We start from the raw sequence: 24,330 nt of genomic DNA, 5'->3' as shown, positions 1-24,330 counted from the left end.
CTGAAAATCTATAGGAAATGCATGTAATTCTATATATTGTTGATGTTTTAAAATTGTTAACAGCTCTTGATTAGGTGTTAGTGTACTGGTTTAGTGGACTTTGGGAGCTAGTTCTGGGTGTATGTGTGGATTTTGACCAACGGCTTCTATTTGGCCATGAAAGCTTGTATTTTCAATGTCAGGGGAGTGTTGCCAAATTTACTTGATTCTGTGCTGAGCAAGAGGAGTTCTCCCAATATATTTTTATACATTTGTTTGAACCATTTTAAATAAGAGAGTTTGTATGCAAAATGCGAAACCGTTGGACTTAGACCTAAAGCAAGATAAATTAGATAGACGATATGTAAGAATGGCGTTGATTTGGGCTGAAAATTCTTACTGTGTAAGAAGGCAGGTTGGTGCATTAATTGTGAAAAATCAGATGATCATTTCGGATGGCTACAACGGAACACCTTCTGGCTTCGAGAATGTTTGTGAGGATGAAAACTTCAAAACGAAACCTTACGTGCTACATGCAGAGGCCAATGCAATTACCAAAGTTGCAAAATCAAGCAATAGCAGTGAAAATGCCACGCTCTATGTAACGGCTACACCTTGTATCGAGTGCGCAAAACTAATTATTCAGGCGGGTATCGTTCGGGTTGTTTATTCGGAAGAGTATCATAGTACTGAAGGGAAGGAATTGTTGGAAAGAGCAGGGATTGAAGTGAAGTATGTAAATATAATAGAATAGATATAAAATATTTTCCATGGGAATTAAGAATAGTAAAAATACAGTATTATTTCCAATACTTTTGGCTTGTGCCGTGGTGTTGGGGATGATGTTGAACTCGGTTTTTCAAAAAGGAACAGGTGTTGATCCTGGAATTTTTCAATTGCAGAATTCAGGTAATAAATTGGATATCGTATTGGATATGATTGAGGAAGATTATGTAGATACAGTATCTTCCGTGGACCTGGTTGAAAAGGCCATTCCGGCTATATTGAAAGATTTGGATCCGCATACCGTATATATTCCAGCCAAAGATCTACAACGTGTAAACGAAGATTTGAAAGGGAATTTTGGAGGAATTGGAGTTCAATTTATTAGGTATCAGGACACTGTTGCAATTGTAAAAGTTATTCCTGGTGGGCCATCAGAAATTGCCGGTATAAAGGCGGGTGATAGAATCGTTATGGTTGATGATTCACTTGTTGCCGGGGTAAAAATGACTGATAGCGATATTATTGATCGTTTAAAAGGGCCCAAAGGAACTCCGGTGAAAATTGGAATTTATCGCAGAGGCGAAAAGGCGATCATAGATAAGGAGCTGCTAAGAGGATCTATTCCTGTGGCTAGTGTTGATGTTGCCTATATGATTTCCGATACAACAGGATACATTAAGGTAAGTCGATTTGCGGCAACAACTTATTTCGAATTTTCCGAAGGTCTTCAAAAATTATCGGACTTAGGGATGAAGCAATTAATTGTGGATTTAAGAGGTAATACTGGCGGATATCTTTCCGAGGCTACAAATATGATCAATGAATTTTTGCATGAAGGTAAAATGATTGTTTACACGCATGGGAAATCTCAGCCTAAAACGGATTACATGTCAAATGGAAAAGGACAGTTTAAGGATCTTCCGATAATGGTTTTAATTGATGAGGCTTCTGCTTCGGCTAGTGAAATTTTTGCTGGTGCGATTCAAGATAACGACAGAGGTAAAATTGTTGGTCGCAGATCATTTGGTAAAGGATTGGTGCAGGAGCAGAGACGTCTTCCTGATGGATCGGCACTGAGATTAACTGTTGCCAGATATTACACTCCAACAGGCAGATGTATTCAGAAATCATACGCGAATGGGAAAGAAGATTATTACAATGATCTGAATCATCGTTTTTTGAATGGGGAATTTGAAAAGAGAGACTCAATTCATTTTAATGATTCCTTAAAATATGTAACACCTGGGGGCAATATTGTTTATGGTGGTGGTGGAATTATGCCCGATGTGTTTATTCCCGTTGATACTTCAGGTTATTCAGATTATTATAGAGAATTAAGAGGTAAAGGTGTCATCTATCAGTATGCCTTCTCTTTTGTTGATGATCATCGCAAAGAAATGCTGGAATTGAAAGATTACAAGTCGGTGCTTGCATTTATTAATCATCAGCCTATTGTAAAAGAATTGGTTGCTTATGCCAAAGATAAAGGAGTAAAGCCTGACTCTCATGGTTTGGCTCAGTCTTTAAATGTAATTGAAATTCAGTTGAAGGCATATATTGCAAGAGACGCGATTGACGATGAAGGGTTTTACCCAATCATTAAAGATCTGGACAGAACATTACTGGAAGCAGAAGGATTGTTTAAGTAATTTCAGCTTAAAATATTTTAGGAAAAGACTCGCATTTGGCGGGTCTTTTTCTATTTGTGAAAATATGAATTAAACCTTTTTAAAAAGATGAAGTCTAAAATCCGTAATCGATTTACAAAAAGTACCGAAGAGAATGTAATGTTCTTATAAATGAATTAGAACTACAAAATTAAAAAACATGAAAAATATAAAGACAAAGGTCGCAGTAATTGGAGTTGCAGGTTTAATGATTTGTATGGGAGCTCCAGATTTGCAGGCACAAAGAAATATGCGTTCTAAAAAGGATTGTCCAAAAGGGATCGAGTTTAGCGATCAGCAAAAAGAGCAAATAAAAGAATCTAAAATTGAATTTGCCAAAGCAACCAAGGATTTGAAAAATGAATTGAACGAGTTACGTGCTCACCAAAAGACATTGATGTCGGCCGAGAAGCCCGATCTCAAGGCTATTTATTCTAATATTGACAAAGCATCGGCTTTAAAAAGTCAACTAAGAAAAGAACAGATTGCCATGAAATTGGATGTAAAATCAGTTCTTACTGATGATCAGAAAGTGATGATGGCAAATCGCCCAGCGAGAAACAAGGGAATGAGACAGGGTGGAAAAGACCGGATGACAAAAGGACAAGGTCGAATGAATAGAGATGCTGTGTGCGATAAAGGTGGTATGGCACAAGGGCAAAGATTTGGAAATGGAAATGGGAACGGAAAAGGTTCCGGTGCCAAGGGAATGAAGCAAGGCCGACAAAATAACAATTGGATGAATTTTTCGGATGAACAGAAGGGACAAATGAAAGAATTTCGCACTGCTCATATGAAAGAGTCAAAAAGTTTAAGAGATGAGGCGGAAGAATTGCAGCTAAAGCAAGAACACCTGATGACTTCTGAAAACATTGATAAGAAGTTGATCATGGAAAATGTTGATCGCTTATCTGGAATTCAGAATAAATTGGACAAAATGAAAGTTGATCAAAAAATGGAGATGCGTAAGATACTTACAGAAGATCAATTAACTCTTTTTTTAAGTCATTCGGGAATGGGACGTGGTTTCGGCAATGGAAAAGGACACAGGCATTTTAACAATTAGTTTTTATACATTAGTGATAGGGCTTCCAAATAATTTGGAGCCCTTTTTTTTTGTGAAATAGATTTTTAAGTATATCCGTATTTATTTTAGTAGTATCTTATCAGCCCTTTAAAAAAAGAAAGATGAAAAGAAATTATATATATATACTTTGTGTTGCAGTAATTGTAATCTGCTCGTGTGCAGTTCCGAAGGCAGATCATGTTACACTAAAAGTCTTTGGGACCTCGGATGTTCACGGGGCACTGTTTCAGTATGATTTGGTTGAAGAAAGAGAAACTTCTTCTTCTTTGGCACAGGTTTATTCTTACGTTGATCAGGAGCGGAAAAAAGGGGATGCTGAAGTTGTTTTGCTTGATAATGGTGATATTCTTCAGGGAGATCCTTTGGTTTACTATTCGAATTTTGAAAAACCCGAGACAAAACATATATGTGCCGAAATAATGAATTTTATGCAGTACGATGCTGCAACGGTTGGGAATCATGATATTGAACCCGGTCATGAGGTGTACGATAAATTGGTTACAGAATTTCAATTTCCCTGGATGGCTGCAAATGCAGTTCGTAACTCCGATGGAAAGCCTTACTTTCAGCCTTATTCGGTAATTGAGAAAAAAGGTGTTAAGATTGTTGTTTTAGGTCTGATTACTCCAGCCATTCCGAAATGGTTGCCTGAAAAAATATGGTCGGGAATGCATTTTGAACCTATGATTGAATCGGCTCAGAAATGGATGAAGATTATTCAAGAGAAGGAGAACCCAGATTTTGTGATTGGTTTGTTGCATTCCGGAGCAGGTGAAGAGCATGAAAAAACGGAAGTAAATCCTGAAAATGCGTCTTTGCTTGTGGCAGAAAAAGTTTCGGGTATTGATATGGTGATCTGCGGACACGATCATCAGGAGAATATTATTTGGGTGGAAAATCCGGATAAGGAGAAAGTCTTGGTGATAAATCCTCAAAGCAGAGCTCATTTTTTAGCAGAAGTGACTGTCGATTTCACATGGGATCAGGCAACTAAAAGATATACGAAAATTCTTGAGCCTAAATTGATTGAAGTTAAGAATTTGCAACCATCAAAGGAATATATTGAACATTTTCAGCCTTTGTTTGATGAGGTGAGCAGTTATGTTTCGCGTCCGGTTGGGACTTTTAAAAGAAGTATTTCGACAAAAGATGCCATGTTTGGCGATTCTCCTTTTATCGATTTAATACATAACATACAATTGGATTTAGCTGATGCCGATATTTCTTTTGCCTCACCACTCTCTTTTAATGCGATTATTGATTCGGGAGAACTTCAGGTGCGCGATTTGTTTAAATTGTATCGATTTGAGAATTTATTATACACGATGAGTTTAACAGGAAAAGAGATTCATGGATATTTGGAATTCAGTTATAACGACTGGTTTCAGCAGATGGGAAAATCAAGTGACCCGATGCTGTTTATTAAGACAACAGAAAAGGGCAGTAGGCTAAGTACGATGTTCTTTAATTACAGCTCAGCCGAAGGAATCGATTATACAGTAGATTTGAGAAAGCCTTATGGGGAAAGAGTAAGTATCTTAAAGATGACAAATGGTGATGCATTCGATGAGGCAAAAATGTATCGCGTTGCACTTAATTCCTATAGGGGAAATGGCGGGGGAAATCACCTAACCGAAGGTGCTGGGCTAACTAAAAAAGAATTGTCAACTCGTATCATAAACTCAACCACCAAAGATTTACGTTACTATTTAATGAAGTGGATTGAAGAAGAAGGAATTGTTGATATTCAGAGCAATAACAACTGGACAGTGATACCGGAAGAATGGCATGCAGAAGCTACAAAAAGAGAATATGAGTTGCTTTATGGGGAAAAATAAATTTAAACCACAAAGTAAACTCAAAGGATAACACAAAGTCTCACAAAGGAATTTTCGATTCAATTGTGAGATTTTTACTTTTTGTAATAAGGGTATGTTGGTTAGTGATACATGCCAATTTACTTTCAAAAGCATCTTCAATAAGGGCAGACATAATCCCTGATATTGGTTCGCCGTTGGAGGAATCTGTTCGATTCCCCTTTATTAATGCTTTACTACCACACTTGACTATTTCCTGACCCAAAGGGAGTTCTGGATTTCTGTCCGGGAAGATCTGAGGTCTGTCCCTGAAGCCTTACTTCCTGTCCGGGAAAGACTCACCCCTTGTCCGGGAAACCCTGGTTTGTGTCCGTGAAGCTCTTTTTCTTGTCCGGGAGATACTCACCCTTGTCCGGGAATAACCTCCTGTTGTCCGGGGTGCTATCATTCAGGATGTTACTGTCTTATCCTGAAATAGTTTGACAGATTATTACTTAATTTTAAAGACCAAATGATTGAGTCAACTTAAACTTAAGATACTTTGTGTTCTTCGTGAAAATACTTTGTGTATCCTTTGTGGTTAAATTTTTATGGATCAAGTTTAACCATATCTTTCAGTGCAATCACCGTCAATTCCTAGCACTCATAAATAATCCGAAACACCTCCCGCAAACATTCCTGTCGTTGTTCAATAAAGCCCATGTGGCCAGATGTTTGCAGTACAAAAGGTGTCAACCCATTTTCCCTGGCAATTTCTCCGGCGACTTTCAAAGGAATAAAATTATCTTCCTTGCCCATAATGCTTACTTTGGGCATGTCCAGAGCCTTTAATATATGATTCCGGTCTGGTCGGTTTATCATGGCTTCCAATGCGGCAATCATTCCATGATCGGAAGTTTTACATGCAATTTCAGTTATCCGCTCAATTTCATGGGCAAATTTATCCAGGTTCTTATTCGAAAACGTATTTGGGATGCTGGCCTTACAAATACGTTCTTTTTTGCCTTTTATTACAAGCTCAATTTCTTTTTTTCGATTAGTCTTTTTTTCTTCCGTATCCGCATTTGGCGAGGAATGAAACAGGCAGAAACTTTCAAGCTGATCTTTAAATTTATCGGCGAAAGCCAAAGCCACGTAGCCACCCATCGAGTGACCAATGATATTGATCTTTTTGAGTTGCAGATGCAGAGCTAAGTTATTCACAGCTTCAGCCATCTCTTCCACGCTGCACGATTTCACTTTTAAGTCGGATAATCCGTGGCCAGGTAAATCAAGAGTAATTACACGCGCTAATCTGGAAAGGTCAGTAGCAAAGGATTGGAATGTTTCCAGAGACTCTAAATATCCATGCAATAATAGAACGGTATTTCCTTTTCCCTGATCTCTGTATCGTAAGTTGTAGTTTTTAAATTGTAAAAATTGATCCATGTTTTTTGAAAGTATATTTTAAATTCTTTTGTTTAAGTCCACTTTAGGGGTTTGGGGTTCCAAACAGAAATTTCAGTTCGGTTTTTAGCCATACTGTAAATATAAGTGTGTTTTACAGCTAAAATTTAAGCTTCGATACAATTTGTTGATTCTAAATTAAAACAATATCTCAAAACCTTGTTCTATAACATACAAATATTTGATAACTTGCGGACTTTAGGGGAAAGTAAATAAGGAATTTATTCTGTAATTGATTTTAAATTAGAATTATACCTAGATTTAAATTGGTAAATATCCAGTAAGATTAAGAACTTGATTCGGTGTAGAATCAGTCTAAATAATTTATACATGTTCCTAAATATCGTTTCGTCAATAAGGAGCATTTACATTTGCGAATTAATATAGTAAAGTTTATAAAAAACAGTCTAATTAAATCTTTAAACTTATGAGCAGTTTTTTAAGTTCATCTATTGGGAAGAAGTTGATAATGAGTTTATCAGGGCTTTTTCTTGTACTATTTATTTTAGTACATCTGATATTGAACTCCTTTTTGATGTTTGACAGCACAGGTGAGCTGTTTAATGCCGGAGCACATTTCATGTCTATCCCGGTTATTCGTTTTGGTTTACAGCCTGTATTGGCTGGTGGTTTTATTATCCATATTATTTATGCGATAATTTTAACCATTCAAAACATGAAAGCCCGTCCACAGAAGTATGCTTCTCAAAATTTGGGAGAAAGCAGTACCTGGTCGTCTCGAAACATGTTTGTTTTGGGTGGTCTTGTTTTGGTTTTCATCGCAATGCACTTACTGCATTTCTTTATTCCTATTCAGATCGAAGGAAATGTTCATGATGATTATCAGTTGGTGAAAAATCTATTTACGAATGGCTCTTTGGGACTGGTTTATACCGGACTTTATATTGTAGGTGCTATTTTGTTAGGACTGCACTTGGCTCATGGATTTTGGTCAGCTTTTCAGTCAGTTGGTTTAAGTAATAAGTTATGGAGATCAAGATTGGAAAAAGTTGGTTACATCTATGCAATTTTTGTTGCTGCCGGATTCACAATCATTCCTTTGTATTTACACTTTTTTGCTTAATTGCTACTAATAAAAAACGGTTATGACAGTATTAAATTCAAAAATTCCAGCCGGACCAATAGCTGAAAAGTGGTCAAGCCATAAAGCTGCCATTAAGGTGGTTAGTCCTGCGAATAAGAGAAAATTAGATATTATCGTTGTAGGAACCGGATTGGCCGGTGGATCTGCTGCCGCTTCTATGGCAGAGATGGGGTACAACGTAAAAGCATTTTGCTATCAGGATTCAGGTCGTAGAGCTCACTCTATTGCTGCTCAGGGGGGTATTAACGCTGCAAAAAATTATCAGAACGATAACGATTCAGTTCATCGTTTATTTTACGATACAGTTAAAGGTGGTGATTACCGCGCACGTGAAGCTAACGTTCATCGTTTGTCTGAGGTAAGTGGAGAGATCATTGACCAATGTGTTGCTCAAGGTGTCCCTTTTGCACGTGAGTATGGCGGAACATTATCTAACCGTTCATTCGGTGGTGTGTTGGTAAGTCGTACTTTCTATGCTCGTGGTCAAACCGGACAGCAGTTGTTGTTAGGTTGTTACGCTTCTATGAATCGTATGATCGGACAAGGAAAAATTGAAATGCACGAACGTAGCGAGTTATTGGATATCGTAATTATCGAAGGAAAAGCTCGTGGTATCATTACTCGTAACTTGGTTACTGGTGAGATCGAACGTCACAGTGCTCATGCTGTAGTACTTGCAACTGGTGGATACAGTAATGTATTCTTCTTGTCGACAAATGCTATGGGATGTAACGCTGGAGCTGCTTGGCAAGCCTACAAAAACGGTGCTTGTTTCGCGAATCCTTGCTACGTGCAAATTCACCCAACCTGTATTCCAATTCATGGCGAACAACAATCGAAACTGACTTTAATGTCGGAATCATTGCGTAATGATGGTCGTGTTTGGACTCCAAAGAAAAAAGAAGATGCAGTTAAATTGCAAAAAGGTCAAATCACAGCGAATGATATTGCTGAAGAAGATCGTGATTTCTACTTGGAAAGAAGATACCCATCATATGGTAACTTGGTTCCTCGTGACGTTGCATCTCGTGCAGCAAAAGAAAGATGTGATGAAGGTTTCGGTGTAAACGAAACAGGTAAAGCAGTTTATCTTGATTTTAAATATTCTATCGAAAGATTGGGTAAGGATGTTATTGAAGCTCGTTATGGTAACTTGTTTCAGATGTATGAGAAAATTACAGCAGCAAATCCTTATGAATTACCAATGCAAATTTACCCTGCTATTCACTATACAATGGGTGGTATTTGGGTTGATTATAACTTGATGACTAACGTTCCTGGTTTATACGCAATTGGTGAAGCTAACTTTTCTGATCACGGAGCGAACCGTTTAGGTGCTTCTGCTTTGATGCAAGGTTTGGCTGATGGATATTTCGTATTGCCTTATACAATTGGTGATTATCTTGCTGATGAGATACAGGTTCCACGTATCGATGTAAATCATCAGGAGTTTGTGAAGAAAGAAAAGGCAGTTACCGATCGTATGACTCGTTTATACAATATAAAAGGGACTAAGACCGTAGATTCTTTTCACAAGCGTTTGGGTAATGTGATGTGGGAAAACATTGGAATGGCTCGTAATGAAGAGGGGCTAAAACTAGCGATCAAAGAGATTCAAGCAATTCGTAAAGATTTCTATAAAGATCTTCGTATTCCTGGTGATTACGATGCAATGAATATTGAATTGGAAAAAGCGGGTCGTGTTGAAGATTTCCTTGATTTAGGTGAATTAATGGCTTACGATGCTTTGGATCGTAAAGAATCTTGTGGTGGTCACTATCGTGAGGAATCAACTACTGAAGATGGTGAAGCTAAACGTGATGATGAGAACTTTGCATATGTTTCGGCTTGGGAATACCAGGGCGAAGGTAAGGCTCCTAAATTAAACAAGGAAGAATTAGTATTCGAGAATGTGAAATTAACTCAACGTTCATACAAGTAAGCTATGGCAGATAAAATTTTAAAGGAACTAACGATAAAGGTTTGGCGTCAGAAGAACGCTAAAGCCCAAGGTAAGTTCGAGACTTACAAAATCAATAATATATCAACAGGAACTTCATTTTTAGAGATGCTTGACATCTTGAATGAGGAGTTGATTAACGGAGGTACAGAACCAATTGCATTCGATCATGACTGTAGAGAAGGTATCTGTGGAATGTGTAGCTTGTTCATCAACGGACGTGCTCATGGACCAGATGATGATATCACTACTTGTCAGTTGCACATGCGTATGTTCTCCGAAGGAGAAACTATTACTATTGAGCCTTGGAGAGCTGGAGCATTTCCAGTAATCAAAGATTTAATTGTAGATCGTACTGCATTTGAGAAAATTCTTCAGGCAGGTGGATACATCTCGGTAAACACTGGTGGTGTACCTGATGGTAATGCAATCCTAATTTCTCAGGATGATGCTGAGGAAGCAATGGATGCTGCAGCTTGTATTGGTTGTGGTGCTTGTGTTGCAACTTGTAAAAACTCATCGGCAATGTTGTTCGTTTCAGCTAAGGTGTCTCACCTTGCAAAACTTCCTCAAGGGAAAGTTGAAGCTGCTCGTCGTGCAAAAAGCATGGTTGCAAAAATGGACGAAATGGGATTTGGTAACTGTACCAATACCGGAGCTTGTGAAGTAGAATGTCCTAAGGGAATTTCTATTGGAAACATTGCTCGTTTGAACCGTGAGTTCTTAGTAGCAAAAATTAAGGATTAATTTAGACTGTAATCCAAATATAGAGAGCGTTACCTAAGGGTGACGCTCTTTTTTTCTTCTCATTTTGCGAGTGGTTTTTTTGTCTTTTTTATAAACTTTAACAGAAACAGAAAATACTCCTTTATTAAGATTGCCAATTTTTTTTGCTGCCGATTTTGAAAGATCGATGATTCGCCCCCTGGTAAATGGCCCACGATCATTAATACGAACGATTACAGACTTCTTATTGTCCAGATTAACCACTTTAACCCAAGTGCCAAAAGGAAGGCTCTTATGCGATGCGGTTAAGTTTCTGTGATGATATATTTCACCACTTGCAGTTTGTTTTCCTTCAAACCTATCGGCATAGAAGCTGGCTTTCCCTTTTTCGATGCTTGCTTGCTTTTTTTGAGCCTGCAAATTGAATTGTAATAGGGTGAAGAAAATTAGTATAGACAATCTAAACATCATATTTGAAAATTTATTGAGTTGAGACAAAAAAATCCGGTCGTTAGACCGGATTCAAATATTGTTTAAACAGATATTAGCTTCCTGCCTGATTCATGTAATGTGCTTCGTGAGCAACTTTATTAACTACATGATTTACAAAATACATGTCGTACATCGAGCTGAATATTTCGGCCATTTTGTCAAGAGTATCTTGTCCTAATAGTTCCGAAAGAACAACTACAGATTCATCAGCAAAAGTGATTTTTAAATCGAGTCCTTTTCTACAAAATGCAAAATCAGCTTCGGTAGAAGATCCGTTATTATTGATTACCTCAATAACAGCACCTTCTTCCATTGTACCATCGCGGTACACCACATAAGAATCACTATTTGAATTCTTAACAATCTCGATAACTCCAACAGCCAATTTATATTCGTAAGAAGCTTGATTTACACTATCGCCTTTAGCGAATTCCATCTCTTCTTTAAAAAGAACATCTTCACCATTTTTTAGGTTGTAAGCATACTGAATGTTATCGCCCATTTTAAACTCAACACCAACAGAATAATCATCGGGAAATGAAAACTTCGATTCGTAATTGAAATTCTGGTTTGCAGTAATATTCCAATTCATGTATAGTTCTCCAGCATCTTCACCTTCAACAGTAATGGCTGAATTTACCAAGTTGTTAAACTGGAAATCTTCATCCATAGAGAAAGAGTAGTTGTACTCGGTTGTAGTAATTACAAAATCATTTACCAATGTGCTGTCAGTATCTTCAGTCATGTACAATTTCCAAGGATTACCGGCTTTTTCTTTAGGCAATTTAACAATGAATTCTTCGCTTTCTCCTGTTTTTGAAAACATATTCATCATCCAGTAGCCCACTTTTGTTTCGGTAGTTGCAGCAGGTATAGCAGGACTGTATTCATAAACACCTTTTACATCATCAAGAGTGATACTGGCTGAGAATCGAGTATCGTCTTCTCCTTCAACACCAGTTTTGGTAGTTGGATCGTTCATAGTAACGATCTCAAATCCTTTAGAACTTGTAATTTCATTCACAGCAGTACTTAAACTTGCGGTCTTCTCTTTCAACGATTGTTCTAAAGAAAGATCTTTCTCTGGATTATTGTCTGAACTTTCTGAACAGCTAAAAAGAACAGCAGAAAAAAATAACAATACGCCAACGGCAACAATGTTTCGTTTCATATCAAAAAAATTAAATTATAAAGTTTCAAAATTAGATTGCAGCTTATTTACCTCGGCTGCAAAATATTGTTTTAAAATTAACTTTAGTTATTCTTGCAAATAGGATACCAATCGACTTTATTAGGCATGTGAATTTAATCACAGGTAATGTAAATCGCTGTAAAAGAGGGCTTAATAAATCATGTGGCTAGCGGAGTGAAACTATTCGCAAGAAAAAAAGGACTTCTTTTTGTGGAGCATTGTGGACCGTTGTGTAGAATAAGTCTACACAAGGAGTAGGGGAAAACAAAAAAATACGCTCCGAAAAAATGATTTTAGGCACATTTCCAGAGAAATGAGTCCCGTTTAATTCTATTAGCTGAGCTTCCTTGCAAAAAAAAAACAGATCTATTTAAGTTTCAAGTCAGTAGTAGATAAGGACCTCTTTTGCGGATTAAAAATCCTTTTACTCCATAAGCCCTGATTTCAGATCAAGGCTGGCTTGCGTGTTTTATGTAGCTCTGGAATTTGACAGCTTAGCGTAAATTAAAATTAACCGGAACAATTGAGTAAACTTTCACAGGTTTGCCAGCCTTAAAGGCAGGAGTCCAGTCTTTACAGCTTTTAACTGCAGTTGCAGCAGCTAGATTAAGGTATTGATCTTCACCTTTCAGAATCTGAATTTCAGATGGAGATCCATTCTCATCAACGGCAAATAAAACCAAAACACGGCCGGTTATTCCATTTTCCTGACTTATTCGGGGATACTCAAGACTTCTGGCAAGATCTTTCGAATATCCTTCCTCGCCATCTTTGTAAATCGCCAGACTGTCGGCATTCGCATAGGTGTTGGTTGGTAAGTGTTTGTCATCAGCAATAATGTATGATTTTGTCATTGTTTCTTCCTTGTAAACGCTAATGCCAACAACTTTATCATCATGCAAATTTTGCCATTGTCCAACCCGATGCAGTGGAAACATGCTGCGGCTTAAACCTTTGTGTATTAGTTTGCCTTCGTGGTTAAATTCCTGTACCTCATAACCATCTTTTATTTTTTTATAAGACCATTCGTAATGAGAGGTGCTGTTACTTATTTTATAGCGACCGTCTTTTTTCAACTTAATGATTTCCGTTTTATCTACTTTCCATTTATTATCATTCCACGAACAAGACATCATAACAGATGATTTCTTGTTTTTTTGTTGAATTACGATTTGTTGATCGGCTGCTTCCGATGCCGCAATTGGGGAGTGCTTTTTGTAATATACAATCGTATCTCTTTGCGAAAATGAAAATTGAACACTAAGCAATACTAGTAGAAATGTAAGTGGGGTTTTTATGAGTTTGTGTTTAGTATAATAAACGATTAGGAAGATAGTATTAATTTACATATGTCAAATTATTTGAGGAAAGTAGCTCCTCTATAAATGAACGTTGGTATCAGTTAAATAGGATTTGGTAAAAAACAACTTCTCCAATGTGCGAATGCCGTTTTTCGATTTCTTATTTTTTGTATCTTCGCATTAACCACAGCTACATTATTTGTTATATATAGATTAGATGCCATACAGAAGACTTCCAAATACGGATTTAGCACGCGTTCGTGCTTTAAAATCGGCTCTTGATATTAGCTACAGAACAAATCGTTTTAAATTGGCATTTTCATTTGTTCTTTTGCAGAAAGTAGAGACATTTTTACCTCATTACGAATTGGCAATTCGTAATCATCGTCAGGCACTTAGTCAGCAATCCATCAAAAGCAAACAGTACAATGAGAAGTTGCGTAAGGCGCGTTTGTATGTCTCTCACTTTATTCAGGTGCTAAATTTCACAATAATAAGAGGTGAAATGAAACCTGAAATCCGGGAATTTTATGGATTGAAAACCAGCTCGAAAGCGGCACCGTCCTTATTGCAGGATGCAAAAGTTATTGAGTGGGGAGAGAAATTGATGAAAGGAGAACAGGAGCGAATGAGAACGGGAGGGAATCCAATTTACAGTCCTTCGATTGCTTTGGTAAGGGTGAATTGTGAGAATTTTAAGGAGGCATTTAACGATCAGAAAATATTGCAAAACAATACACATCGATTTTCGGAAAAGGTGGCTGAGTATCGTGCTGAGGCAGATAGTTTAATTCTTACCCTTTGGAACGAAGTAGAGGCAAAATTTGCCGATTTGTCGGATGAGGAGAAAAGAGGGAAAGCTTCGGATTATGGAATTGTTTACGTTTGGCGCAAGGGTGAAAAGGAGAAGTTAGAGCAAGTAAAACAAGCTGAAGAAGACTCACTCATTTTGCCTTTCTCGCGATCCGTAAAGGCTGAATAGCAGAATTGAAAGAAGTATCATTGAGATAAATCCACTAATCCATACGCTTGTATTATCACCACCAAAATTTTCAATGTCTTCGGGCAACTTGCCTTTATAGATGAAATAGGACATGCAAACTGCCATTCCGTTATTAATCAAATGCGCTAAAATTGGAACCCACAAGCTTTTTGTCCAAACGAGTAAATATCCAAAAAGAATACCCATTGCCATTCTTGGCAAAAGACCAAAAAATTGCATGTGAAGAGCTGCAAAAAGAAAGGCGGTGATAATGATTCCCCAATGCACATTTTTTGTCATGTTCGAGAAGATGCGCTGAATAACTCCCCGAAACAAAAGTTCTTCTCCCAATGCAGGAATCACAGCAATCAGAATCAAATTCACCAGTAGATCGAAAGGTGTTTCCATCACCAAAAATTTCTTTGTGATGATTTCGGCCTGATCTTCGCTGTTTCTCATCCATTCTTCTACTCCCGAAAGAAATTCAGGCAGTTGCAAATGAGAGTTGATATCAGCAAGCAGATTAATCGCCGGTAAGGCAACAACAATGATAAGAATTGCAAATATGTATTGCGAAGCAGAAGATTTTTTGTCTAAAAACAGATAGCTTAAAATTTTATTATGCACAAAATAGGCGATAATAAAAGGTGGAATGATAAACATTCCGGTAGAGTAGATGACTTGATAAAATTTTAGAACAGAAAGGTTTACTGAATCTCCATTTATATCCAGACTTGTTGCGTCGGTGAAGATATTAACATCAAAAATAAGATAAGCTAAAACACTGCCGGCAAACATGCACAACATAAAAGAACCAACCACAACAAGTAAACTCATCATTAATTGTGATAGTGGGGAGTAATGACTCAACGATCCTTTTAGCATATACCTTTTGTTTTTATTTGAAGAACAAAAATAGTAAATAGTATTAAGATTCAAGTATAAAGGATCAAGTACAAAGTGTCAAGTTTAAAGGAACAAGTGTAAAGGATGAAGTATCAAGTGTTAAGGATTGCTTACAAATAGGGAAAGAGCCAACAGATTGCATTTTAAGAATTCATTATTTAAGCTTTTTGCTGTATGTGAAACTATTTGGCTTTTCGACTTTTTACTTTTCAAAACTATTAAGACTTTCTATTATCTTTGCAATCTGATAAAAAAAGAAAGAAAGTGAAGATAGGAAATCTGGATTTAGGAGAACGGCCGGTATTGTTGGCGCCAATGGAGGATGTTACCAATCCGCCATTTAGAGTTTTGTGCAAGCGCTATGGAGCGGATTTGATGTTTACCGAATTTATTTCGGCTGATGCATTGGTGCGATCGGTTAATAGGACAATGAAAAAGTTGACCATATTAGACGAGGAACGTCCTGTTGCCATTCAAATTTATGGAAAGGAAGTTGATCCAATGGCTGAGGCTGCTAAAATTGTTGAGGCAGCTAATCCTGAATTCATAGATTTAAACTTTGGTTGTCCGGTTCGTAAGGTGGCCACTAAAGGAGCGGGTTCTGGAATGATGAGAAATGTACCGCAAATGCTCAAGATTACCGAAGCTGTTGTTAAGGCAGTGAATATCCCGGTAACGGTAAAAACCCGTTTGGGCTGGGATGAAGATTCAAAAATAATTGTTGAGTTGGCAGAACAACTGCAGGATGTAGGAATTCAAGGATTAACCATTCATGGGCGAACACGATGCCAGATGTACAAAGGCGAAGCCGATTGGACCTTGATTGGAGAAGTCAAAAATAATCAGCGCATGCACATTCCGATTATTGGTAACGGGGATATCACAAATCCTGTAAAAGCAAAGGAAGCTTTCGATAGGTATGGAGTTGATGCAATCATGATTGGTCGTGCAGCAGTTGGAAAACCCTGGATTTTTAGAGATGTAAAACACTACTTAACCACAGGAGAGTTGTTACCGCCGGCGACCGTTGCACAGCAAGTTGAGATGTTAAAAGAGCAAATTGACGCAGCTATTCTGTGGATTGATGAGCCACGTGGAATTTTGCACATGAGAAGACATATGGCAGGTATGTTTAAAGGGTTGGTGAATTTTAAGCACACCAGAATTGAAATGCTTAGAGCCAATCATTATGCCGATTTAATGCCAATATTAGATAGAATAGCTATGGAATGGGGCAATCTCCATATAGACAATGATTAATTGAAAGACGCTGATTAGCGTCTTTTTTTATGCCAATTTGTTTCTGAAAGGTGAAAATTGAACTTTACGCACCCTATTTATGACAAAATAACCCTCCTGATTATCAATAGAAAGTAATATTTTTAGATATCCTTTTGAAGTACATGAAAAAGTGCTTACTCAAAATGGATTCAGAAAGTAAATTTTTCGAATATGTGGAAGAACAAAATAGGAATACTAGTTGCTTGCTTACTTCTTGTAAGCTGCAAAATGGCAAAAGAACCTGTTCAGGAAAAGCCGAATGTTTTATTCATATTGGCAGATGATTTTGGTTATCACGATATGAGTTGCATGGGAAGTAAGTTTTATGAGACTCCTAATATTGATGGAATCGCCAAAGAAGGAATGGTTTTCTCAAATGGATATGCGGCATGTCAGGTTTGCAGTCCATCGCGTGCAAGTATCATGTCGGGTAAATTTCCGGCACGCCATGGTATTACCGACTGGATTGGAGCTCCAAGTGGAGAAAAATGGCGGGATCATGGCAGACATAGCAAATTACTGCCTGCCGAATACCGCCACAAGTTGCCTTTGGAATATGTTACTTTGCCCGAAGCCTTAAAAGAGGAAGGCTATAAAACCTTTTTCGCCGGAAAATGGCATTTGGGAGAGAAAGGTTCATGGCCCGAAGATCATGGTTTTGATATCAATAAAGGTGGATGGGATGCAGGCGGTCCAAGAGGCGGTTATTTTTCACCCTATCAAAACCCAAAGCTTACCGATGGAAAAGATGGAGAGAATCTGTCGATGCGATTGGCTCAGGAAACAGTTAATTTTTTAAACGAGAACAACCCAAAAAAATCAGGACAACCGGTATTTGCCTACTTGTCGTTTTATGCAGTTCATGGTGCTATTGAAACAAGTCAGGAGAAATGGGGAAAATACCGAGATAAAGCAGAAGCCAATGGGATTGGGGAATCTGGATATAAAATGGGTCATTTTTTACCCATTCGTCAGGTTCAAGATAATCCGGTTTATGCCGGATTGGTAGAACAAATGGATGATGCAGTTGGCTTGGTGTTAAATTCGCTGAAAGAACTGGGATTAGATGAGAATACCATCGTCATATTTACTTCAGATAATGGAGGTGTTTCTGCAGGGGACTCATTTTCAACCTCGAATCTTCCTTTGCGGGGAGGAAAAGGCTATCAGTTCGAAGGAGGAATTCGCGAGCCGTATTTTATCAAAGTTCCTGGTTTGACCAAAGGGGGCGAAACTTGCGATGTTCCGGTTTCCGGCACCGATTTTTATCCAACCATACTCGATTTGGTTGGCGCAAAACTAAGGCCTGAGGAGCATTCGGATGGTATAAGCTTACTTCCATTACTAAACGGGAAAACTTGCGGGGAGCGTGCTTTAATTTGGCATTATCCGCATTACGGGAATCAGGGTGGAGATCCATCGTCGGTGATTCGCAGAGGAAATTGGAAATTGATTCATTACTATGAAGATAATCACGAAGAGTTATACAATTTGGATAGCGATTTGGAAGAACAGAATGATTTGGCAAGTTTGCAAACGGAGAAAGTAAAAGAACTTCATACCGAGCTATTCAATTATTTAGATGGTGTTGGGGCCAAATATCCTGAGAAAGATCCAATTTATAAGGAAGAGATAGAGCGAGAATATCTAAAGAGTGTTGAGCAGAAGAAATTGCCAGGATTGGAAAGGCAACGAAAAGAATTTTTAAAGAAAGATTTCGATCCGAAAAATAACTGGTGGGGAAGTATGACTACCGTTGATTAAAATCGGAATAGAATAATAGTAAAAAAGACGCTTTCAAAGCGTCTTTTTTGTTATTCGATTATTTTAGCTAGTTCTTTCACGAAATAGTCGGGGTTGAAAACCGCATAGCTTTCTGTTCGTCTGCTCCAGTACATTTCCATTTTTTGCAGATATGTATTTTGCAATTTTCGGATTTGATCTTCATTCAATTCAAGTTCGGCCGTAAAGATTGTGAATTTGTATTTTGGATATTCTTTAGGTGCAAAATCGGTTGCATAATGAAGTTCAATGTTCTCTCCATTTGAAAGGGTGAACACCATTTTTGATTTCTTGGTAATGTATCCGAAAAAGCGAAATCCTTCGGCATCCATAATTTTCCAATTGGTTTTTAGAATTACTTTTCCATCTTTGGAAATAAGCTGAAATTCCGATTTAACCTGATTATTTGTTGCAGAGAATTTATTTAATTTTTCGCTGATGCCTTTAATTACGGTTTTTGATTCCAATTCAGCATCAATAATTACTATTGGCTTGGCAATTTCTTTTGCTGATATGATTTTTACAACAGGTTCTTCTGCCTTCTTAATTTCCTCGTATTTCCAGCTTCCATTATCAAATAACAGAACCACTTTTCCTTCAGGAGTAATTAGTTTTAATTGCGCATTTAACTGGCTGATTGTACCTAAAAGCAGAAGAGTCAGAATCAATATATTTTTCATGCGATCGAATTATTCTGTAATTTGAGGAATTGTTTTAATAAAATAGGAAGGATCAACAACCTGATACTCTTCAGCTCTTCGGCTCCAGTTCATGGTGGCTTTCAATACGATCTTGTTTTGAAGCAATTCAAGCTGATCTTCGGTTAATTCGAGTTCGGCAGAATAGGTGGAAAATCCATATTTTTTAAATTCCTTTGGCTCAAATTCATTGTTGTAAGCCAAATCAACAGTTTCCCCTCCAAGTAATTCCAAGCTTAGTTTAGCTTCCTTTTTAATATAGCCAAAGTACGAATAGGCTTCCCCGTTCATAATTTTCCATTCGGTTGTAATCGTTGCTTTTCCCTCTTTTGAGCTAAGAGTAAAATCGCATCGAACAATATTTTTATCCTTGAAATATTTTTGAAGTTTTTCGCTTGCACCTTCAATAAAAGTGATTTTTTCAACTTCAGCATCTTTAAGTACAAGTGGTTCATTTGAAATCGCAGTTTCCTGAATTGCAGTTAGTACGGTGTTTTCGGTTTGCTGAGCTTGGGTTTCCCCTGAAACACTTACGTCAGCATACTTCCAGGTGCCGTTTTCATAAAGAATCACAACTTTTCCTTTCGAAGTAAGAGCCGTTTCCTGAGCGTTGCCAAATAGGCAAAATCCAAATGCAAAAAAGCAAATAACAATAATCTTTCTCATTTTAATTGAATTTAATAAGTTCTTATTGAAATGGACAATTTGTCCACTCAGAAATTTAAACGGGATAGTAGATAGTTTGGTATCCTTAACAATTCAAATTAATTGAATTGCAGAAAACGTTTGGTGATGTAGCGAACCGGATAGCGCGATGCAGCATATCCAATCGATACAACAGTTGTAAAGATGATAAAAATATCGGTAAAATGAACATCCACAGGATAGGAATCCATAATGAAAGCTCCGTTCCCCGAAAGGGTAATAAGGCCATATTTTATTTGTAGAAAGCAGATTGTAAGGCCCAAGCCAACACCTATTGTTGCACCTAGCAGGGAGATAAGCCAACCTTCCAGTAAAAATATTTTCTGAATTGTTTTTTCTTCAGCACCCATGCTTCGTAAAGTTGCAATATCCTTTTTTTTATCCAAAATAAGCATGGTTAGCGAACCAATCACATTGAACGAGGCGATGACTAGTATAAAAGCTAGAATAAAGAAAATCGCCATTTTTTCCGATTGCATCATTTTAAATAAAACATCGTGGAGTTCGAATCGGGTTTTAACCTGAAAATCAGCTCCTAAAAGAGTTTGGATTTGTTCCTTTACATTTTCTACTTCATCCTGATTAATAATGGAGAGCTCAATACCACTCACCTCATTGGTGTAGGAGAATAATTTTCTGGCAAAATCGAGGGGAACCAATACGTATTGAGAATCGAAATCCTGCTGAATGGTAAAATACCCCGAAGGATATAGATATTCGGTAGTGAAAGCATCCATTGGGTTGAGGCCCAATTTTGCATTTCTTTTTGGCACGTAAAATTTAATGTAATCCGTAAAGGTAAGTCCAACGCCAAGATCCAAAGCAACACCATAGCCAAGTACTGCGAATTGATGTTTTCCACTATTTAGCAGAAATTTACCCTCAACCATCATGGTATCGATACCAGTCATTAAGGTAAACTCTTCGTCAACACCTTTTATAATTGCGGGTCGTTGTCTGTTTCCATATTTAAGCAGTGCATTTTCCTCCAGTACCTCGGAGTAGAAAACCACATTTTCCATTTTCCTGATCTGTTCAAAAGTAGAATCGGGAACAAAAGTTTTGCCGGTGCTTGGGAGAATTGTTAAATCAGGATCGAAGCTTCCAAACAGGTCACGAATCAATCCATCAAAACCATTAAATACCGAAAGAACAATTACCAGAGCCATCGTTCCAATTGCAACACCAATAACCGATATCATCGAGATGACATTGATTACGTTCTGTTTCTTTTTCGAAAACAGATATCGTTTTGCAATATGGAAGGGAAGGTTCAAGTATGCTTACAATAATGTATGAGAAGTAATATTTGCAGTGCGCAAATTGATATTTAAGAAAGCAAATTGCTGATGTTTTCGATATAATCTAACGAATCATCCACAAAAAATGCCAATTCAGGAACAATTCTAAGTTGTTTCCCAACCTTATTACCAAGAATTCTACGAATATTTTTCGTGTTTATCTTAATTGTCTTAAGAGTCTCTTCTGTTGCATTCGAAGGAAAAATACTAAGGTATACTTTGGCAAGTGCTAAATCAGGACTAATTCGAACAGTTGTAACCGAAATCATTTTACCACCAAAAAGGTTTCTCGATTCCATTTGAAATATTTCACTTAAATCCTTTAGCAACAATCTTGAAACTTTGCTTTGTCTTGTAGTTTCCATATATAATCTTCTATTTTTTTTACAAAGATATAATAAAAGTCTGGAAGAGTGGGAAAGTGGTTTGAGTCTTGAAAAGTAAAATGGAAATAAATTCAGATTTTGCTTTGTACCTTTCCCTTTCTCCTTTAAACTTGAATCTTTTTTTATCTTTGTGCCCTATGGCAGATTTGTTTGAATATGGATATTGGGGATTGTTTTTTGCAAGCTTTTTAGCTGCCACAATATTGCCATTTAGCTCCGAAGCGATCCTAAGTCTTTTTGTATATTCGGGTTACGATATTTCAGTAACAGTAGCAATTGCAAGTCTGGGAAACTGGTTGGGAGGCATGCTAACCTACTATTTAGGGTATTTGGGCAAGTGGACGTGGATCGAGAAATTTCTTCGCATAAATCAGGCGAAGGCCGAAAAAACAAAACTATTTCTTCAGAACAAAGGAAGTGCACTGGCCTTTTTTGCTTTTTTGCCTGTTGTTGGAGATATTATTCCTTTGGGATTGGGTTTATTGAGGAGCAAGCCTATTTGGGTAGCCCTTTTTATGGCTGCAGGAAAATTGTGCAGGTATATTGTTTGGGCATGGATTACACTGCAAATAATTAATGCCTAAGCAAGACAAATAAGAACAAATCTTTTTAATATTAGCAGATTACCGCTATTTCGGGCCCTCAATATTTTTTTTGTTCGATTCGTTTCATAATTTTGCGAGATAATTTTTTAAGAAGCTGTTTAAAACAGTTTTTAAGTATAAACGGCTCAATACTTGAGCTATTAATAAAATCAGATCATGGATACAGTAGTTAGTGGAATTCGATCTACAGGAAATTTACACCTGGGGAACTATTTCGGAGCGATAAAGAATTTTGTTCAAATGCAGAACGATAACAATTGCTTTTTCTTTATAGCTGACTGGCATTCCTTGACTACACATCCGACTCCTGCTGATCTTCACGCAAATGTGAGAAGTGTTTTGGCCGAATATTTAGCATGCGGTATCGATCCTGAAAAGGCATCGATTTATGTGCAAAGTGATGTTCCTGAAATTCCTGAATTGTATTTGTTGATGAACATGAATGCTTATTTGGGAGAGTTGGAGCGAACTACTTCTTTTAAAGATAAAGCACGTAAAAGTCCCGAGAATGTGAATGCCGGTTTGTTAACCTATCCGGTTTTAATGGCTGTAGATATTTTAATTCACAAAGCACAAAGAGTCCCGGTAGGGAAAGATCAGGAGCAGAATTTAGAGATGGCTCGGAAATTTGCAAAACGATTTAACAACACATACGGCGAAGAAACCTTCCCGATTCCTCAGCCATACTCATTCACCGGCGAATTTGTAAAAATACCTGGTTTGGATGGTTCTGGGAAAATGGGAAAATCGGAAGGTAATGCAATCGGCTTGGTCGAAGATCCAAAAGAGATTCGTAAAAAGGTAATGAAAGCAGTTTCGGATAGTGGTCCAACTCAAATGAACCAGGAAAAGCCCGAAGCCATACAAAACTTATTTACCTTAATGGATGTGGTTTCGACCAAAGATACTTATGATTTCTTTAGTGGTAAATACAACAATTGCGAAGTACGCTATGGCGATTTAAAAAAGCAGTTGGCCGAAGATATCATCAACTTTACAGCACCAATCAGAGAGCGTTTTCTTGATATCTCTAAGGATGATGCTTACCTAAGAAAAGTAACTCAGGATGGAGCAGAGAAAGCTCGTGAGAGTGCCGCTAAAACTCTTGAGGAAGTTCGTCGATTAATTGGTTTCCGTAAATTCTAAGAATTACAATTTTGTAAGTATAAAAAATGCCATCCGATTGAGATGGCATTTTCTTTTCAGGGCGTTTCCCTTCGGGGCGGGCTTTCCGTTTTTACTCCTCGCTAATTTTATTGCTTCGTAAACAAAAAGCTGTGGGGTAATCACTTCTATCCCTAACGCAATTGCATATACATCCGCATCCTAGTTTTTGCCACCTCCAAAATGGAATCCAAGTTTAACAGATGTGTGGTTGAAATCGTTAAAACGTTCGTTCTGGTCAAAAATCATATTGTACTGCAGAGTCAAATCCAAATGTCCAATACTGACACCAACCTTTGGTGCAATCCCGAACTTCGACCCCAACTCTATTTCTACGGTATTGTTCATTATTGTGTTGCTAATGGATCCAAGTTCATAAATTCCAATGTCTACACCCGCAAAAGGCCGTAAATTATTAGTACTTACGTAGTAATCTATTGTCGATGCGTAACAAACAATTTTTGATACATCCAAAAAATCATCATTGGCAGCACCAATTGCTGTCGTTTCATATTTTACACCTAAAAGCAGATTGTCATTCATGTGGAATTTTGGATTCACATAAAACCCGATACCAGCATCCAGTTCGTCGCCACTCGGATTTGCATAACTTGCTCCCATATCAATACGAAAAGATCTAAAAGAGCCATAGCTATATTGAGCCTGGGCTATTCCAATAAACAGGGTGCAAATGGTTATAAAGCTTAGTATTTTTTTTATCATGAATAAGTTAATTAGTTATTTTTTTATTTTTAATAAGCCTAATATTTGTTCGTGTTCATTAAAATTAATATGTCGTTTATTATTGTTTCAACATATCATTTAAATCTCCTGTTACGGGCTTTGTTGAATTATGTTTTAAATAAGGCCTGGTTTTTATGTGCACTATCCATATGTGTAATTTCAAAATCTGGCACAAGTGTAAATTAATATGATGATTAGGTTATTGTTTATCGGACTAAGTGCTTGTTATGCGTTTGTGCATGCCTTAAATTTTACAGCCTCCATTCGCCTTTCAAATA

At 37.4% G+C, this 24,330-nt stretch carries 22 protein-coding genes; 12 read left to right on the top strand and 10 right to left on the bottom strand.

What is annotated here, in order from left to right; all coding sequences use genetic code 11:
- Window positions 1-283: 283 nt before the first annotated feature.
- From ALGA_RS08005 to ALGA_RS07990, 4 genes are all read left to right on the top strand, one after another.
- Entirely contained in the window at window positions 284-733 is a 450-nt protein-coding gene (locus tag ALGA_RS08005; RefSeq protein ID WP_197705722.1) for a dCMP deaminase family protein, read from the top strand.
- Between the two features lie 16 nt (window positions 734-749).
- Window positions 750-2,354, top strand: coding sequence for a S41 family peptidase (locus ALGA_RS08000; RefSeq protein WP_096428829.1), 1,605 nt, complete (start codon window positions 750-752; stop codon window positions 2,352-2,354).
- Between the two features lie 178 nt (window positions 2,355-2,532).
- Window positions 2,533-3,438: a periplasmic heavy metal sensor gene (locus ALGA_RS07995; RefSeq protein WP_096428828.1), complete on the top strand. Its 906-nt coding sequence runs from the start codon at window positions 2,533-2,535 to the stop codon at window positions 3,436-3,438.
- A gap of 122 nt (window positions 3,439-3,560) precedes the next feature.
- A complete protein-coding gene (locus tag ALGA_RS07990) occupies window positions 3,561-5,297 on the top strand; it encodes a bifunctional metallophosphatase/5'-nucleotidase (protein WP_096428827.1) in 1,737 nt (578 codons plus the stop codon).
- Between the two features lie 615 nt (window positions 5,298-5,912).
- Here ALGA_RS07990 and ALGA_RS07980 read toward each other — a convergent pair.
- Window positions 5,913-6,704 carry an alpha/beta fold hydrolase gene (locus tag ALGA_RS07980; protein WP_096428825.1) on the bottom strand — a complete coding sequence of 264 codons (792 nt, stop codon included), beginning with the start codon at window positions 6,702-6,704 and terminating at the stop codon, window positions 5,913-5,915.
- Between the two features lie 445 nt (window positions 6,705-7,149).
- Here ALGA_RS07980 and ALGA_RS07975 point away from each other — a divergent pair, with 445 nt between their 5' ends.
- From ALGA_RS07975 to ALGA_RS07965, 3 genes are read left to right on the top strand one after another with little or no spacing between them, the layout of a single operon-like run.
- Window positions 7,150-7,806, top strand: coding sequence for a succinate dehydrogenase cytochrome b subunit (locus tag ALGA_RS07975; protein WP_096428824.1), 657 nt, complete (start codon window positions 7,150-7,152; stop codon window positions 7,804-7,806).
- A 22-nt stretch (window positions 7,807-7,828) separates the two neighbouring features.
- Window positions 7,829-9,769 carry a fumarate reductase/succinate dehydrogenase flavoprotein subunit gene (locus tag ALGA_RS07970; protein WP_096428823.1) on the top strand — a complete coding sequence of 647 codons (1,941 nt, stop codon included), beginning with the start codon at window positions 7,829-7,831 and terminating at the stop codon, window positions 9,767-9,769.
- 3 nt (window positions 9,770-9,772) lie between these two features.
- Window positions 9,773-10,534 (top strand): succinate dehydrogenase/fumarate reductase iron-sulfur subunit, encoded by a 762-nt coding sequence (locus ALGA_RS07965; RefSeq protein ID WP_096428822.1) that lies wholly within the window; start codon window positions 9,773-9,775, stop codon window positions 10,532-10,534.
- Window positions 10,535-10,567: 33 nt separating this feature from the next.
- Here ALGA_RS07965 and ALGA_RS07960 read toward each other — a convergent pair whose 3' ends face one another.
- The 3 genes from ALGA_RS07960 to ALGA_RS07950 form a co-directional block, all read right to left on the bottom strand.
- Window positions 10,568-10,984 carry a septal ring lytic transglycosylase RlpA family protein gene (locus ALGA_RS07960; RefSeq protein ID WP_096428821.1) on the bottom strand — a complete coding sequence of 139 codons (417 nt, stop codon included), beginning with the start codon at window positions 10,982-10,984 and terminating at the stop codon, window positions 10,568-10,570.
- A 73-nt stretch (window positions 10,985-11,057) separates the two neighbouring features.
- Window positions 11,058-12,176, bottom strand: coding sequence for a hypothetical protein (locus tag ALGA_RS07955; RefSeq protein WP_096428820.1), 1,119 nt, complete (start codon window positions 12,174-12,176; stop codon window positions 11,058-11,060).
- Window positions 12,177-12,691: 515 nt separating this feature from the next.
- Window positions 12,692-13,465, bottom strand: a complete 774-nt coding sequence (locus tag ALGA_RS07950) for an energy transducer TonB (RefSeq protein WP_096428819.1) — start codon at window positions 13,463-13,465, stop codon at window positions 12,692-12,694.
- Between the two features lie 250 nt (window positions 13,466-13,715).
- Between ALGA_RS07950 and ALGA_RS07945 the strand changes: the two genes are divergently transcribed.
- Window positions 13,716-14,480 carry a hypothetical protein gene (locus tag ALGA_RS07945; protein ID WP_096428818.1) on the top strand — a complete coding sequence of 255 codons (765 nt, stop codon included), beginning with the start codon at window positions 13,716-13,718 and terminating at the stop codon, window positions 14,478-14,480.
- Here the strand turns inward: ALGA_RS07945 and ALGA_RS07940 are convergent.
- Window positions 14,439-15,365, bottom strand: coding sequence for a CPBP family intramembrane glutamic endopeptidase (locus ALGA_RS07940; protein WP_096428817.1), 927 nt, complete (start codon window positions 15,363-15,365; stop codon window positions 14,439-14,441). The two genes, ALGA_RS07945 and ALGA_RS07940, sit on opposite strands and share 42 nt — an antisense overlap.
- Window positions 15,366-15,650: 285 nt before the next feature.
- Between ALGA_RS07940 and dusB the strand changes: the two genes are divergently transcribed.
- Window positions 15,651-16,646, top strand: a complete 996-nt coding sequence (dusB, locus tag ALGA_RS07935) for a tRNA dihydrouridine synthase DusB (protein ID WP_096433504.1) — start codon at window positions 15,651-15,653, stop codon at window positions 16,644-16,646.
- Between the two features lie 192 nt (window positions 16,647-16,838).
- The gene (locus ALGA_RS07930; RefSeq protein WP_096428816.1) at window positions 16,839-18,431 is read left to right on the top strand and encodes a sulfatase; all 1,593 of its coding nucleotides are present in this window, start codon (window positions 16,839-16,841) and stop codon (window positions 18,429-18,431) included.
- Window positions 18,432-18,481: 50 nt separating this feature from the next.
- On the opposite strand, the gene ALGA_RS07925 is transcribed toward ALGA_RS07930, so the two are convergent.
- From ALGA_RS07925 to rbfA, 4 genes are all read right to left on the bottom strand, one after another.
- A complete protein-coding gene (locus tag ALGA_RS07925; RefSeq protein WP_096428815.1) occupies window positions 18,482-19,129 on the bottom strand; it encodes a hypothetical protein in 648 nt (215 codons plus the stop codon).
- Window positions 19,130-19,138: 9 nt separating this feature from the next.
- Window positions 19,139-19,813 (bottom strand): hypothetical protein, encoded by a 675-nt coding sequence (locus ALGA_RS07920; protein WP_096428814.1) that lies wholly within the window; start codon window positions 19,811-19,813, stop codon window positions 19,139-19,141.
- A 98-nt stretch (window positions 19,814-19,911) separates the two neighbouring features.
- The gene (locus ALGA_RS07915) at window positions 19,912-21,054 is read right to left on the bottom strand and encodes an ABC transporter permease (RefSeq protein ID WP_096428813.1); all 1,143 of its coding nucleotides are present in this window, start codon (window positions 21,052-21,054) and stop codon (window positions 19,912-19,914) included.
- 128 nt (window positions 21,055-21,182) lie between these two features.
- Entirely contained in the window at window positions 21,183-21,518 is a 336-nt protein-coding gene (rbfA, locus tag ALGA_RS07910) for a 30S ribosome-binding factor RbfA (protein ID WP_096428812.1), read from the bottom strand.
- Between the two features lie 158 nt (window positions 21,519-21,676).
- Between rbfA and ALGA_RS07905 the strand changes: the two genes are divergently transcribed.
- Window positions 21,677-22,123 carry a YqaA family protein gene (locus tag ALGA_RS07905; protein ID WP_096433502.1) on the top strand — a complete coding sequence of 149 codons (447 nt, stop codon included), beginning with the start codon at window positions 21,677-21,679 and terminating at the stop codon, window positions 22,121-22,123.
- Between the two features lie 177 nt (window positions 22,124-22,300).
- Window positions 22,301-23,290, top strand: coding sequence for a tryptophan--tRNA ligase (gene trpS / locus ALGA_RS07900; RefSeq protein WP_096428811.1), 990 nt, complete (start codon window positions 22,301-22,303; stop codon window positions 23,288-23,290).
- Window positions 23,291-23,470: 180 nt separating this feature from the next.
- On the opposite strand, the gene ALGA_RS07895 is transcribed toward trpS, so the two are convergent.
- Window positions 23,471-24,031: an outer membrane beta-barrel protein gene (locus tag ALGA_RS07895; RefSeq protein WP_096428810.1), complete on the bottom strand. Its 561-nt coding sequence runs from the start codon at window positions 24,029-24,031 to the stop codon at window positions 23,471-23,473.
- Window positions 24,032-24,330 lie beyond the last annotated feature (299 nt).

This window comes from Labilibaculum antarcticum, assembly GCF_002356295.1.
GTDB lineage: Bacteria > Bacteroidota > Bacteroidia > Bacteroidales > Marinifilaceae > Labilibaculum > Labilibaculum antarcticum.
The sequence above is the reverse complement of the archived record's forward strand: the minus strand, read 5'-3'. Positions and strand labels throughout refer to the sequence as shown.